This window comes from Afipia massiliensis, assembly GCF_014203115.1.
Classification (GTDB): Bacteria; Pseudomonadota; Alphaproteobacteria; order Rhizobiales; family Xanthobacteraceae; genus Afipia; species Afipia massiliensis.
Genome location: NZ_JACHIJ010000013.1, coordinates 22,477 through 36,924 on the forward strand (window position 1 = coordinate 22,477; position 14,448 = coordinate 36,924).

At 56.3% G+C, this 14,448-nt stretch carries 12 protein-coding genes and 4 pseudogenes; 13 read left to right on the forward strand and 3 right to left on the reverse strand.

The features are described from left to right. The first annotated feature begins 34 nt into the window (after nt 1-34). The 11 genes and pseudogenes from HNQ36_RS25480 to HNQ36_RS25530 all read left to right on the forward strand — a co-directional run bounded on the left by HNQ36_RS25480 (nt 35) and on the right by HNQ36_RS25530 (nt 10,715). Nucleotides 35-2,347, forward strand: coding sequence for a xanthine dehydrogenase family protein molybdopterin-binding subunit (locus HNQ36_RS25480; protein WP_019196027.1), 2,313 nt, complete (start codon nt 35-37; stop codon nt 2,345-2,347). Then, nucleotides 2,344-2,850: a (2Fe-2S)-binding protein gene (locus HNQ36_RS25485; protein WP_019196028.1), complete on the forward strand. Its 507-nt coding sequence runs from the start codon at nt 2,344-2,346 to the stop codon at nt 2,848-2,850. The genes HNQ36_RS25480 and HNQ36_RS25485 overlap by 4 nt, the downstream gene beginning before the upstream one ends. Next, nucleotides 2,850-3,728, forward strand: a complete 879-nt coding sequence (locus HNQ36_RS25490; RefSeq protein WP_019196029.1) for an FAD binding domain-containing protein — start codon at nt 2,850-2,852, stop codon at nt 3,726-3,728. Before HNQ36_RS25485 ends, HNQ36_RS25490 begins: the two co-directional genes overlap by 1 nt. Nucleotides 3,729-3,788: 60 nt before the next feature. After that, nucleotides 3,789-4,565, forward strand: a complete 777-nt coding sequence (pcaD, locus tag HNQ36_RS25495) for a 3-oxoadipate enol-lactonase (protein WP_019196030.1) — start codon at nt 3,789-3,791, stop codon at nt 4,563-4,565. Between the two features lie 19 nt (nt 4,566-4,584). Further along, the gene (locus tag HNQ36_RS25500; RefSeq protein WP_019196031.1) at nt 4,585-5,391 is read left to right on the forward strand and encodes an SDR family NAD(P)-dependent oxidoreductase; all 807 of its coding nucleotides are present in this window, start codon (nt 4,585-4,587) and stop codon (nt 5,389-5,391) included. A gap of 192 nt (nt 5,392-5,583) precedes the next feature. Next, nucleotides 5,584-5,919: pseudogene (locus HNQ36_RS25505) on the forward strand (transposase); the annotation flags it as partial. A 64-nt stretch (nt 5,920-5,983) separates the two neighbouring features. After that, a complete protein-coding gene (locus HNQ36_RS25510) occupies nt 5,984-6,553 on the forward strand; it encodes a hypothetical protein (RefSeq protein ID WP_051488557.1) in 570 nt (189 codons plus the stop codon). Nucleotides 6,554-6,714: 161 nt separating this feature from the next. Then, nucleotides 6,715-6,999 carry an integrase core domain-containing protein gene (locus tag HNQ36_RS25515; RefSeq protein ID WP_082757661.1) on the forward strand — a complete coding sequence of 95 codons (285 nt, stop codon included), beginning with the start codon at nt 6,715-6,717 and terminating at the stop codon, nt 6,997-6,999. An 83-nt stretch (nt 7,000-7,082) separates the two neighbouring features. After that, nucleotides 7,083-7,616: pseudogene (locus HNQ36_RS25520) on the forward strand (IS110 family RNA-guided transposase); the annotation flags it as partial. Next, nucleotides 7,612-8,393: pseudogene (locus HNQ36_RS26735) on the forward strand (glycosyltransferase); the annotation flags it as partial. The pseudogenes HNQ36_RS25520 and HNQ36_RS26735, both read left to right, overlap by 5 nt. A 189-nt stretch (nt 8,394-8,582) precedes the next feature. Next, the gene (locus HNQ36_RS25530; RefSeq protein ID WP_019196034.1) at nt 8,583-10,715 is read left to right on the forward strand and encodes an amylo-alpha-1,6-glucosidase; all 2,133 of its coding nucleotides are present in this window, start codon (nt 8,583-8,585) and stop codon (nt 10,713-10,715) included. Between the two features lie 373 nt (nt 10,716-11,088). On the opposite strand, the gene HNQ36_RS25535 is transcribed toward HNQ36_RS25530, so the two are convergent. Next, entirely contained in the window at nt 11,089-11,520 is a 432-nt protein-coding gene (locus HNQ36_RS25535; protein WP_019196035.1) for a transposase, read from the reverse strand. 26 nt (nt 11,521-11,546) lie between these two features. Between HNQ36_RS25535 and HNQ36_RS25540 the strand changes: the two genes are divergently transcribed. Then, nucleotides 11,547-12,649 (forward strand): IS3 family transposase gene (locus HNQ36_RS25540; RefSeq protein WP_152343899.1). Its coding sequence is split into 2 segments (ribosomal slippage): nt 11,547-11,808 and nt 11,808-12,649, totalling 1,104 coding nucleotides; the frame shifts between segments, so codons are not numbered across the junction. 77 nt (nt 12,650-12,726) lie between these two features. Here the strand turns inward: HNQ36_RS25540 and HNQ36_RS25545 are convergent. After that, nucleotides 12,727-12,894 carry an ETC complex I subunit gene (locus tag HNQ36_RS25545; protein WP_019196038.1) on the reverse strand — a complete coding sequence of 56 codons (168 nt, stop codon included), beginning with the start codon at nt 12,892-12,894 and terminating at the stop codon, nt 12,727-12,729. 120 nt (nt 12,895-13,014) lie between these two features. Then, entirely contained in the window at nt 13,015-13,467 is a 453-nt protein-coding gene (locus HNQ36_RS25550; RefSeq protein ID WP_184090657.1) for an Hsp20 family protein, read from the reverse strand. A 520-nt stretch (nt 13,468-13,987) separates the two neighbouring features. Between HNQ36_RS25550 and HNQ36_RS25555 the strand changes: the two are divergent. Next, a pseudogene (locus tag HNQ36_RS25555) lies at nt 13,988-14,353 on the forward strand (glycosyltransferase); the annotation flags it as partial. Nucleotides 14,354-14,448: the final 95 nt, after the last annotated feature.

Genomic DNA, 14,448 nt, shown 5'->3' on the forward strand with positions numbered 1-14,448 from the left:
GCATAAAAAAGCATTCCTCGCACAGGTCGATAGCATGCTGGGACGATCGGTCCGCCGCAAGGAAGATGAGCGCTTCATTACCGGAGCTGGACTCTATGTAGAGGATGTACAGCTTCCGGGAATGCTTTATGTGTCCTTTGTGCGGAGCGTTCACGCTCACGCAATTGTTCGTCGTGTGGATGCAGGTCGCGCGCGGCAAGTGCCGGGGGTTGTCACCGTCATCACGGGCGACGAGTGGCCCGAGCTAAGCTCTCGCCTGCCTGAGCTGAATGGGTCTGTCACGCTCGTCAGCCCCTATATCGACTCGCTCAAGGTCGCTCCACACCATTTGTTTCCGAAGAAGGTTTGTTACGTTGGCGAGCAAATCGCCGCCGTTATTGCAGAATCGCCTTATGCCGCGGTTGATGGTGTCGATGCAGTGGAAGTCGAGTATGAGGCGCTGCCCGTAGTTGCTTCGTGGAGGGACGCCGTCAAGCCGGACGCGCCGCGCGTGCACACCGGATTCGACAATATCGTTGCGCACCTCAAGCATGGTTTCGGTGACATTGACGCAGCGTTCCGCGAGGCGGATGTTGTCGTGGAGCGAACACTCGAAACGCAAAGCTTGAAGTCGATGGCGATCGAGTGCCGTGCCGTCGCAGCTCAATGGGAGCGGGCGACTGGAACACTCAATGTATGGTCGACCTGCCAGTTTCATTATATGCTGCGGAACACGTTGGCCGGAATCCTGGGTATGCCGGCGGAGAGCGTTCGCGTCATCGCCCGCGATATCGGCGGCGGGTTTGGTCTGAAAGGCGTTCTCCACGCCGAAGACGTTATCGTTCCGCTGATAGCCCGGCGTCTTGGACGCCCGTTGCGCTGGGCCGAGACGCGCATGGAGCATATGACCGCGTCCAATCATTCCGGCAACCAGGCGAACAAGGTTCGTGTGGCTGCGAAACGGGATGGGACCATTCTGGGAATGGACCTGGAAATGCACAAAGAGATCGGTGCGTACGATCACTTTGACATGATGCTGCAGATCAACACGATCAATCATCTCACCACCCATTACAAGATCCCGAACATGCGGATCGAGGGATGGGCGGTGAGCACCAACACCTCACCCGGAAGCCCGTATCGCGGGGCGGGTCGTGTCGAAGCGGTTTTCACAATGGATCGTATGCTCGACGCTGTCGCTGGTGCGACGGGCCTCGATCCGATCGAGGTCCGTCTCAAGAATATCGTCATGCCGGAGGATATGCCTTACCGGAATGGCATGGTGTACCGCGACGGCGTGCCCGTGACGTACGAAAATATCGACTTCCCTCTGTTGCTTGATACCGCGCGCAAGCGCGCCGACTATGATGGATGGCGCGAACGGCAGAAAGAGCTTCGGGGTGCCGGCCGGTCGATAGGCATCGGAATTTCAAGTTACGTGGAGGGCGGGGGACTTGGACCATGCGAAGGAGCGTCGATCAAGATCGACGAAGCCGGCCGGGTAACCGTGAAGATCGGCGTGAATTCGCAGGGACAGAGTCACGAGACGACGCTTGCGCAAGTCTGTTCCGCGGCATTGGGCGTCAAGATCGATGACGTTCGGGTGCTGGGCGGTGACACCAGTCTGATGAACGTGGGCTTTGGAACCGGTGCCAGCCGCGTGGCAGTAAACTCCGGAAATGCGGTGCATAAAGCGGCGATCGAGGTTCGCAGGAAAGCGGTTGCGCTCGCCGCGAGAATTCTGGGCTGCGCAGAAAGCGAGATTGAGATCAACGACGGAGTGCTGTCCGTTATCGGTGCGCGTCAAAATCAGATAGGAATCGCAGAACTCGCCGGTCGGTCCATTCGAGATCGGGGCATGGCCGAGCTCGGTGGTCCAGGGCTTGTTGCAACGGAGTTCTTCTATCCGAAGACGGTCACCTGGGCCAGCGGCGTCAACATCGTCGTAGTGGAAGTTGATCGTGAGACTGGTAAAGTCGATATCTTGAAGTACGTTTTCGTTCACGACTGCGGATTGCCGCTCAATCCATTGGTCGTTGATGGGCAGATATCAGGTGGCTTCGCGCAAGGGCTTGGCATCGCACTCGGCGAGTGCAATGCCTACGACCAGGAAGGTCAGGTTCGCAGCGGTACGCTGATGGATTATTTTGTTCCACGTGCATCGGATATCCCGGATCTGGATGTTGAGCATCTCAGATTCCCGACACCTGACAATCCTCTCGGTATCAAGTCTGTTGGCGAGAGTGGCCCCAACTCTCCTCCGGCGGCCATTGCCGCGGCGATTGAAGATGCGTTAGATGGGGATGTACAGATCACCAGGCTGCCAGTGACCATGAGTTCCGTTCTGGAGGCGATCCGGTCTCAATGAAGCACGCGATTAAAATCAGGGTGAACGGTCAGGACCGGAGTGCGGAGGTCGAGTCGCGCCTCTTGCTTGTTCATTTTCTTCGTGACGTTCTGGCGCTGACCGGGACACATGTCGGTTGCGACACGACACAGTGCGGAGCTTGTACGATTAGCCTTGATGGCCAAGCTGTGAAATCGTGCACGATTTTTACCGTGCAAGCCAATAATGCCGATATCGTCACTATTGAAGGGTTGGCCGCCAACGAGAAGCTACATCCAATTCAAGAAGCCTTTCGTGCCCATCACGGTTTGCAATGTGGCTTCTGCACGCCGGGTATGATCATGGCTGCGAAACAGCTTCTCGAGCGATATCCGGACCCGACGCCTGAGGAAATTCGGCATCAACTGGATGGCAACATCTGCCGCTGTACCGGCTATCACGGAATCATCAAAGCGATCGAAGCGGCTGCCGATTCAATGGCGGGTAAGCCGATTTCTCGCCACGCCGGAACAGCGGCATCCTGATGTTTCCCGCACCGTTTGATTATCACAAGCCAGCCGCTCTATCGGAAGCCGTCGAGATGCTCACCGCTCTGGGCGATGATGCTAAACTTCTGGCGGGTGGCCAAAGTCTGATTCCCGCGCTGAAGCTCCGTTTGACGAGCCCGCAACATTTGATCGATTTATCTGGCATCGCCGAGTTAAGCCAAATTGGCGTTGAAGATAACACACTCATTGTCGGCGCCATGGTTACGCACTGGCAGGTCGAATCGTCTCCGGTGGTCCGAAACGCACTTCCTTATCTGTCGAAGGTCGCTGCGCTTATTGCCGATCCTCAGGTCAGGAACAGAGGAACAATCGGCGGCTCCGTTGTTAACTCCGATCCTGCGGCTGACTATCCGGCGAGCATCGTCGCGCTCAATGCCGAAATGGTTTGCGTGAGCTCGAGTGGAACGCGCGTGGTTGCGGCGGCGGACTGGTTTCAGGGCCTGATGACGACCGCCATCGAAGACGGTGAAATCCTCACCCAGATCAGGATTCCCTTGCTGGCCAGCAATGTAGCTGCGACCTACTTGAAGCTGCCGCACCCAGCATCGCGCTTTGCCGTCGTCGGAGTGGCTGCGATTGCTCAAGTTACGCCCAGTGGCCAATGCGTGGATGCGCGGATCGGAATCACGGGGGTAGGGGCGAATGCGATTCGTGGTTTGCAGGTTGAAAAATTTCTTGTTGGTCATCCATTCGAGGAGCGGCGGATTGCAGATGCGAGCAATCTAGCTTGCGAAAGTCTCAATATCGAAGGCGACATGCATTTTTCTGCGCAAGACAAGCAAGAGCTCTGCCGCGTGTATGTCCGTCGTGCACTGATGCAGGTGAAACAGACGGCCGCGATGCGCTCCGTTTAACGGTTATTTCTGGCCGCGCAGGAGTGATAAACTGAGATCTACGCTTGGGGGTGTACTGCGATGCAAGTGGATGCAAATGGCCTCTCCTTCCGCGTCAAAGTTCAAGGATCTGCGACTGCGCCGACAATCGTATTGTCGAATTCGCTTGGGACCTCGTTGGAAATGTGGGACTCGCAGGTCGCTGCTTTGACGCGGGATTATCGGATCGTTCGGTACGATTGTCGCGGCCAAGGCAACTCGGCTGTTCCAGAAGGTTCGTATTCAGTGGCGCAGTTTGCGGGTGATATTCTGGCCATAATGGACGCTCTGGACATCGGCAAAGCGCACTGGTGCGGACTTTCGCTTGGTGGAATGATTGGACAATGGCTCGCGGCCAATGTTCCTTCCCGGTTCGACAAAGTCATTCTTGCAAACACAACTTGTTACTACTGCAGCCCGGCGTTCTGGCTTGATAGGATTCAGGCGGTTAAAGACGGGGGTATGGAATCGATTGCAGAGCGTGTCGTATCAGGATGGCTTACGGCAGATTTTCGCCAGAGAGAGCCGGTTATTGCTGAGCGAATGAAGGCCATGCTGCTGGCTACTTCCCAAGATGGTTATATCCAAACTTGTGAAGCCTTGAGTAGCCTCGACCAGCGCTATTTGCTTGCAGATATCAAGAACCCAACTTTGGTGATCGCAGGCGAACGGGATCTATCGACTCCGCTAAAAGACGCTGAGTTCATCGCAAGTCAAATTCCGAGTGCGAAACTCGCGGTGTTAGATGCAGCCCACATCTCTAATGTGGAGCAAAGCACGGCATTCTCTCAGGCCGTGCTCAAATTTCTGGGTCGGTAATATCCGGGAGATTTAGCATATGTCGACCAGCTCACCCTTTAGTCTTCATGAAAAGGTTATCTTGGTGACGGGCGCAGGTGGTGGGTTGGGCCGCCAGTTTGCCATGACGCTTGCGAGCGCCGGAGCGTCGATTGCTTGCCTTGATCGTGATGTGCGTGGTGCCAGTGAAACCGTCTCTGCGATCCAGCGATCCAGTGGAGTCGCAGACGTCTACATTGCCGATGTCTCCGAAGAGAATATCTTGAATGATGCGGTTCAAAGCATAATCAAAACATTTGGTCGGATCGATGTTCTCGTCAACAATGCGGGCATTAGCACGCGTCCGGTACGCATCCACGAGTTGCCTACCACGGACTGGGATAGAGTGATGAGCATCAATTTGCGAGGAACATATCTTTGCGCCAAGGCGGTGCTACCCTACATGATGGAGAAGGGAGGCGGATCCATCATTAATATTGCTTCCATAACGGGAATAGTCGGATTTTATCCCGGAGCGTCAGCCATAAGCGCAGCATATTCCGCTTCGAAGGGAGGCATGGCGAGTTTCACCCGACAACTGGCCGCAGAGTATGCCGCAGACAATATTCGTTGTAACGCTGTAGCGCCGGGTTTTCATAGCGGAACTGAACTCGGCGAGGAGCGGCGTGCCTTTGCGTCGATTTCCGAGACTCAATTGCTAAATGATGCCATCTTGCGTCGTACACCTTTCCGGCGGCTTGGAAGCCCCAACGAACTAGCCGGGTTAGTTCATTACTTGTCTAGCGATGCGTCCCTATTCATCACCGGCCAATTGATAGCGCACGACGGAGGTTGGACTGCGGCGTAAACGGGCGCGAGGATGCATTATCCTGCCCATGAGATGAGCTGCGCGTATTGGCTTTATATCGATAGACTTTGATCGTCCGGTCTCCGGTCAACGCGCCGCAAACGCGATAAGATCTGACGTGCTCCCTGCAAATTAGGCCAATCTGAACTGGAATTTCCACTTATGGTCCCCTGTTGGGGCGAGGAGCATTCCATGAAGGCATCGAAGTTCACGGAGGCGCAGATCGCCTTCGTTTTGCAGCAGGCGGAGGGCGGCACGCCGATTGCGGAGGTTTGCCGGAAGGCTGGCATCAGTGACGCGACGTTTTGCAACTGGCGGAAGAAATACGCCGGCTTATGCCATCGGAGATGAAGCGCTTACGTCAGCTCGAAGACGAGAATGTCAAGCTGAAACGGATTGTCGCGGACCTGTCCCTCGACAAGGCAATGCTGCAGGACGTGCTTTCAAAAAGCTTTGAGGCCTGGCCGCAAGCGCGAACTTGTCGACAAGGTCCGGTCGGAATGGAAGGTGTCGATCAGGCGCGCCTGTGCTCCTGTGTGTACCGAAACCTTATCCGAGTTGATGACGTGATGGAATCGCCTAAGCTGGCGGAATGATCGGGTTGCTTTGTTTCGTTCTGGCCGTCCTGGCCTCGCCATTCAAGTCGAAGTTGCGGCTTGAAGCTGAGAACGCGGTGCTTCGACATCATTTGATTGTCTTGAAGCGTAGGCTGCATGGTCGCGTCCGGCTCACGTACAACGACCGCTGGTTCTTTATCCAGCTGTATCGGTGGTGTCCGTCGATCCTGCGGGCCCTCATGATTATCCGTCCCGAGACGCTCGTGCGTTGGCATCGGGCGGGCTTTTGCTGCTATTGGGGGTGGAAGTCACGATCGCTGGGAGGACGGCCGCAGATCGAGACGGACCTGCGCGCGCTGATCCGGCGGATCAGCGTCGAGAACCCGCTTTCGGGAGCGCCGCGTATCCATGGCGAACTTCTCAAGCTCGGGTTTGAGCTCGCGCAGTCGAGCGTCGCCAAGTACATGATCACGCGGCGGGGCCGCCCAGTCAGGGAGGGCGTACCTTTCTGCGCAATCATGCCCCAGATATCGCGGCCATGGATTTGTTCGTTGCTCCGACCATTGGCTTCGACCTGCTCTATGCCTTCGTCATCGTTCGGCTAGACCGCAGAGACCTCGTCTGGATCAACGTACACAACAAACTCGACAGCTGAATGGATTGTACGCCAGTTAACAGAGGCCTTCCTTGGGACGAAGCCCCGCGCTACCTCATCCGCGATCGGGATCGGATCTATGGCGCCGTCGTCAAACGTTGACTGCGCGCCATGGGCATCCGAGACAAACCGACTGCACCAGCCTCGCCCTGGCAGAACGGCTATGCCGAACAGCTGATTGGATCGATCCGGCGAGAATGTGTGGACCGCGTCATTGTCTTGGGCGAGGCGCATCTGCGCCGGACACTCAAATCCTATGCCGAGTATTACAACCGTGTCAGGACCCATCGATTTGTGAACAAGGATGCGCCGGTCTCTAGGCCGGTTCAGCGAACCGGTGTCATTTGTTCACGCGCCATTCTGGGCGGACTGCATCACCAATATGTTCGTGTTTAGGTTTATGGGATGGCCCGCCCCCTCCCAGCGGGACCGGCAGGTAGAATGCCGGTTCTGAGTCCCCAGTGAGAAGGAGCGGAGTCATGAAGATCGTGATGGTTGGCATCGACCTCGGCAAGAATCTTTGCAGTATGGCGGGGCTGGATGAGAGCGGAGCAATTGTCCTTCGGCGGCGGATGAAACGAGAGTCTGTGTTGCCGTTTACGGCACAGCTGCAGCAATGCATGGTGGCGATGGAGGCGTGCTGTGGGGCCCATCATCTTGGCCGGCAGATCGCTACACAAGGCCACGCTGTACGACTGATGTCAGCGGAATATGTCCGCCCCTATGTCAAGGCGCAAAAGAATGACGAGCGAGACGCGGAAGCGATCGCAGAAGCAGCCACCCGGCCGACAATGCGCTTTGTAGAGATCAAGAGCGAGGCGCAGCTCGAAGTGCAGTCATTGCATCGTGTCCGCGGGCGATTGGTTGCGGAGCGGACAGCATTGATCAACCAGTTGCGTGCGCTCTTGCTGGAGCGTGGCATCACTGCGCCTCAAGGGCGACGCAAGGTCGAACGGCTGCTTCCGGAGATTTTGGCGGACGAAGGTAACGGTCTTGGACCGCGTCTTCGTTCTTCATTTTCACCTCGATTATTATCCATTCTCGGTAATGTCACGCCAGCCAGTGCCTTTCATTACAACACTGCATGGGCGCTTGGATCTGCCAGAGCATCAGCCGATATTTGATACATTTTTATCCATCCCGCTAGTTTCAATCTCGAATGCGCAGAGGCGACCTGTTCAGAAGGCGCGTTGGATTGACACAATTTATCATGGCCTTCCAGAAAACCTTTTGACGCCGAAGCTGAAGACCCCATCTTACCTTGCATTTCTCGGCCGCATTTCTCCGGAAAAACGTCTCGACCGCGCCATTCACATCGCAGAGCGATGCGGCCTTCCCATCAAGATAGCGGCAAAAGTCGATGTGGCCGATCTCGGCTATTTTAGGAATGGCATCCGCCCGCTGCTGGAAAAGAAGCATGTCGAATTCATCGGCGAAATTTCGGACGCGGAAAAATCGGATTTTCTGAGCGGCGCGATCGCTTTGATTGGCCAGAACCCTTCGGCCTCGTGATTATCGAAGCTATGGCATGCGGTACGCCCGTGGTTGCCTACAATATAGGGGCGATCCCAGAGCTCATCGAGAATGGAGTAACGGGATTTGTGGTCGAGGACGAAATTAGCGCGGTAGGTGCCATCACAACATTTCCTCGATCTCGCGTGGCAAAGTGCGTTCAACGTTTGAGCAACGCTTCGAACCGTATGACGCTGGACTATCTGAGAGCCTACCAGAACGTTTGCCAGTCAAGGCGTCCAGAAAAGGGCGCTCCGCCGCGGCTGGTAACGAACTGAGTGTAAGCCGATCGGATATGAATCTGATTGCGCAAAATTAGAGGAAACTTGATGCTACGCCTCTGCAATTGATGCACACGTTCCAATCATGACCAATGTCGCGTTCGTCGGAGGTGTCCTGTGGTCGTTCTATCTCATGCAGCACGTGGCGCCATTTCGCCTCAAGAAACGCCGTTTTATATCCCTGCAATGGGCTCGATCGCGCGTCCGCGCCGAATACTCAAAGCGAATGACACCTTTGCTGTGGTAGACAATTACGGCGATATCGGCACCTCGTCAGATCCGGATGGAATTTTCAACTGCGACACTCGATACTTGTCCCGTCTGAAGCTGACGGTGAATGGACTGGAGCCGCTTTTGCTAGGTTCGACTGTGCGGGATGATAACACGGCTCTTATGGCAGATCTCACAAATTCGGATATCTACGTCAGAGACCAGCTTGTTCTTCCGAAGGATACCGTCCACATCATCCGAACGAGCTTTATCTGGCAGGGCCACTTTTACACTCGTTTTAGAATTTGCAATCACGGCAGCGAGCGCGTGTCGATCACTGTTTCACTCGCGTTCGCAAATGACTTTGCCGACATTTTCGAAGTGCGCGGGATGCGAAGAGTGCGGCGCGGGACTCGCCGCCCATCGGTCATCCGGGAGAACAGCGTCTATCTCTTCTATGAAGGCCTTGACGCTGAGGAGCGAAGTACATCGCTGTCTTTTGATCCTGTGCCGGACCAAATGGACGATGGCTATGCCGCATACGATATGACGCTGGATCCGAGGCAGCGTAAATCAATCTTTCTCACAGTAAAATGCAACGGCAAACCAGACGATCCGCCTGTGCCATTTCTTAAGGGAATGGCACAGGCCTCACGTTCACAGCGAAGGGAAAAATTGGACCACGTGGGAATCGGTACGTCGAGCGATGTCATCAATCAAATTCTGGCGCGATCGCTTTGGGATCTTCGGATGCTGACAACCGAGACCCCAGAAGGAGATTATCCCTATGCGGGCATCCCATGGTATTCGACGACGTTCGGTCGCGACGGCATCCTCACTGCGTTGCAGATGTTGTGGTGCAAACCACGGCTGGCGCAGGGCGTATTAACGCGACTGGCCGCGTTTCAGGCCAAATCGACCGATCAACTCAATGACGCTGAGCCTGGAAAAATTCTTCACGAGATGCGGGCCGGCGAGATGGCGCGCCTGCGCGAAATCCCGTTCGGACTTTACTACGGAAGTGTTGACGCCACACCGTTGTTCGTTCTGCTTGCGGGCGAATATGCCGAGCGCACCGGAGACATGGAAACGATTCGATCATTGTGGCCCAATATTCAAGCGGCGCTTATGTGGATCGACGAACACTCTGCGTTGGACGATCACGGTTTTCTCCGTTACTCCCGCAACAATACCGAAGGCCTTGTCAATCAGGGATGGAAGGATTCTTTCGATTCTGTATTTCATGCCGATGGGCGCCTCGCAGAGGGATCGATCGCTCTTGCGGAAGTTCAGGCATACGTCTATGCCGCCAAACGGTCGATTGCGAAGGCGGTACGAAAGCTCGGTTCTGCAGATCATGCCGATCGGCTCGAAGGAGAAGCGGAGACGTTGGCGTCGCATTTCGAAAAGGCTTTCTGGTGCGACGAGATAGATACGTACGCGATTGCGCTCGACGGCGAAGGAAATCCATGTCGGGTGCGGACATCGAATGCTGGTCATGTGCTGTTCGGTGGAATGGCATCGCCGGAGCGAGCGAAGCGGATCATCCAAGGCCTGATGACACCTCAATTCTTCTCAGGATGGGGAATTCGCACCGTCGCCGCTGGTGAGAATCGCTATAATCCGATGTCCTATCACAATGGGTCCATTTGGCCGCACGACAATGCGCTCATTGCTGTCGGAATGGCACGGTACGGGTATAAGATAGCCGCGTGCAGAGTGTTTGAAGCCATTAGTAGTACAGCATCCTATATGGACTTGCGCAGATTGCCGGAATTATTTTGTGGCTTTCGGCGGCGAAGAGGTCAGGCACCCACGTTATATCCCGTGGCCTGCTCGCCCCAGGCATGGGCCTGCGGCGCGCCGTTCGCCATGTTGCAAGCTTGTCTTGGGCTGGAGTTTCAACCTGAATGTAATTGTATTCGCCTCATCGACCCTATTTTGCCGCGATTTCTGAATATGCTTGTATTGCGCAACCTCGAACTTGGCGGTGCTAGGATCGATTTCGCTCTATACCGACATGAGGATAATGTTTCGCTTCAGATTTTGCGTAATCCGGACGGAATCGAAGTGTTTATAAGCCATCGCCGATCGCCAAGTTCGCCTTGATTACTTGAGATAGCGGTGTCCCTCGCACCAAGTAGAGACCTCGAAGGCCCGATGGACGGAGGAAAGGTTGTTAATTTCAAAGCGTGACCATGACGGTTCGATCATATTGATCTGCCCCCTTTGAAGTTCTCTAATCGCGCTCGTCAATAGCTTTTCTTCCACGACTGGGCGTTCTCGCCGGGCTCAGAGTTCTCTCCGCGGTCGATGGTCTGCATCGCCGCATGTTGGCGTCGGATGGTGGATCGGCCGAAGTGGTCCACGTGGTCATCATGGAAAGTTCGGTGATGCCACATTCAAAGGGACGGCCTGATCCGCGCCATGCGTCCCGGCGGGACGCGCTGTTGGAAACGTTGTCAGCGCAGCATGGATATGGTCATGCGGCCACAGCGCTCCAACGGAACGGGGTGTTTGTCTTCCACATTGCGTGGAGAATGACGGCGAGCTTCCGTGCCACAGCGACACGCGCTTTCTTGAAGCCGGCAACCTTGGCGAGCTTGAGGCCCCAGGCCTTGAGGGTCGAGAAGGCCTTGGTTCTGGTGAGTAACGTCGTGGCGGCCTCATAGAGATGCTTACGCGTCATCTGGTTTCCGTGTTTGGAGATCCGCCCATTCCGGCTGACTTCGCCTGACTCGTAGCGGCGCGGCGTCAATCCGAGATAAGCGCCTGCGCTCGACGATCGCTTGAAGCGCTCGGGATCATCGAAGACCGACGCAACCGATAGAGCTGTGATCGCGCCGACGCCCTGATCCTGACCTGATCCTGCCCCACCAAACTGGTCCATGCTGAGGGCAATTTTTTCGGGCATTCTGAACCCCACGAAGGGAGGATGCCATGAAGCGGAAGCGGTTTTCGGAGGAGCAGATTGCCTTTGCGCTGAGGCAGGCTGACAGCGGCACGCCGATCGAGGAGATCTGCCGCAAGATGGGGGTCTCAGAGCCGACGTTCTACCGGTGGAAGAAAGTTTACGCCGGCATGGGCGTCGCCGAGATCCGTCGGTTGAAACAGCTTGAAGACGAGAACGCGAAGCTGAAGCGGGTGGTGGCGGATCTCACGTTGGACAAAGCGATGTTGCAGGATGTCCTGCGAAAAAAATGGTAAGGCCCGCCGTCCGGCGCGAGATCGTGCACCATCTGCAGCAGGTCTACGATATCGGCGAGCGACGGGCCTGCAAGGCAACCGGCTTTCATCGATCCTCGCAGCGCTACAAGTCGCGCGGTGATCCGCAAACTGAACTGCGCATGCGGTTGAAGGATCTGGCGGCCAGTCGGGTCCGCTATGGCTATCGGCGTCTCCATGTGCTGCTGCTGCGGGAGGGCTATCGTTTAAACCACAAGCGAACCTACCGGCTGTATCGCGAAGAAGGGCTCTCCATCAGGTCGAAAATACCGAAGCGCAAGCGAGCCTGGCGCTATCGCTCGGGTCGGCCAGAGATCGCCGGCGTGAACCAATACTGGGCGATGGGCTTTATGTCGGATGCACTGTTTGACGGCCGCCCGTTCCGGCTTTTGACCATTGTCGATTGCCACACACGAGAATCGCTTGCGATCGTTCCGAGAACGAATTTTAGAGCCTTCCAGGTCGTCGATGTTCTTGAGCGGCTGGTAACGGAACGCGGCAAACCCCAGACTGTTCGTTGCGACAATGGCCCGGAGTTTGCCGGTAGAATGCTGGATCAATGGGCACACCTTAGCGGCGTGGAGATCGACTTCTCCAGACCCGGAAAGCCAACGGACAACGCATTTTGTGAAGCCTTCAACGGTCGTCTGCGCGCAGAATGTCTCAACGCATCATGGTTCCTGTCGATGGCTGACGCCATCGATCGACTCGACGAATGGAGGCGCCACTACAACAACGACAGACCCCATACCTCGCTCTGCAACTTGACCCCGAACGAGTTCGCACGACAAACTCAAATAGCCCGAGAAATTGCCTAGGACCTGGACCACAAAACGGGGCAGCTCCAAGCAATTTCTAAACTAACATTCCAATCGGACCACTCCGTGGGGGCCGGTCACGAGCGGCGCTCGAATTGCAGCTTCCATTGATTTTTTCGCCTAGGCGCCGACATCGTTACCGAATGAGCAGGCCTGAAGATCAGCGCATGGGCATCGGCCGGAAAGACCGACCGGGTGACTGGCGTCGCGGGCGCCTCGAAACAGGTTTCATGGACATTGTTCATCGAGACCTCCGTGCCTATGAGCGTTGGGGCTGATAATTGGCTTCCGCGATGTCCTCGTGGACGAGCAACCTGCCCGCGGCGGCACCGCGCCGCGGGCCGAGTCAGCGGGTGGCCAGATGATCAGGCCGTCTGCGTGTGCTCGAGTCTTTTGTTGTCGTTGACGGCGTTGATCGGGATCTGGCGAGGCCTCATTGTTTCGGGGACCTCACGCACGAGATCGATCTTTAGCACGCCGTCTTCGAACGAGGCGCCCTTTACCTGGACGTATTCGGCCAGATTGAACTGCCGCCGGAACGGACGCGCAGAGATACCCTGGTAGAGGTACTGGTGCATGCCCTTCTCGGTCTTGCGACCTTCCACGGTAAGCACGTTCTGCTCCGCCACAACGGATACTTCGTCTGGCGAGAATCCGGCCAGGGCGAGCGAGATCCGGTAGCTATCGTCACCGGCTCGTTCAATGTTGTAGGGCGGGTAGTTACCGCCCGCCCACTCGGCGGAATCCTCCAGCAGATCGAACAGGCGATCGAAACCAACAGTCGAACGCCATAAGGGGGCAAGATCAAAGGTGGTCATAGCCACATCCTCCTCTTGAGCAACATGGTTACGACGCCGGACACTGTGCCCGGCGCCCGATCACCGGACCCTATAGAAGGCGCCCGGTGCAGCGCAGTTCCGCGCGTGCGCCAATGAAATTAGAAGCGGCTTCAGCCGTTTCAAGAGGCGTGTTCAAGCTCTTGCGCCGGATGTGAAGCAAACCAATTTACTTCTCGCGACCCGAAAGGCCGCGCTCCTCGGACCATGACGAATTCAGGAATATCGGAGGCTCGACCATGCCAGGATTACAGGTGAGGGATGGTCTCGTCGATGTGGCCCTGCAGGACTCATTTCCCGCGAGCGATCCGCCGGCATTCGTCGCTGGCGGCGTCGTGATCGGACGGCCGTTTCGAAGGGAAACTTTCTATGGCTTTGGGTCCGCCGACGCTCGAAGCGGTAGCGGAGTCGGCATTCGAATGCAGAGGTCGCGTCCAAAGCGCGCAAGGAAAGTGCCGAGCCGGCCGACTTCAGAGCAACTCACTGAAAAAGGAGCAGGAGGATGAAGATCGCGCAAGTTGCTCCGCTTTTCGAAAGCGTGCCGCCGAGGCTCTACGGCGGAACGGAGCGGGTTGTTTCGTACTTGACCGAAGAGCTGGTCAGGCAGGGACATCAGGTAACGCTGTTTGCGAGCGGGGACTCCATGACGTCCGCGGAACTCGTCGCCTGTACGCCGCAGGCGCTACGCCTCGATCCGGATGCCCGCGATACGATCCCCCATATGATGGTCATGCTCGACAAGATTCGAGAGCGCGCTGACGAATTCGACATCTTGCACTTCCATATCGACTATCTGCATTTCCCCCTGTTCCGGGCGGATGCTGGCCGCAGCCTGACCACGCTGCACGGCAGGCAGGATCTGGCCGACTGTTCGGCGTCAGCACCAATGAGACAGAATTGGGCTAATTGAGAGAGGAGGTTTTCTGGGTCATCGTAGCCTTTCAAAGGAACGGACGATGAGAC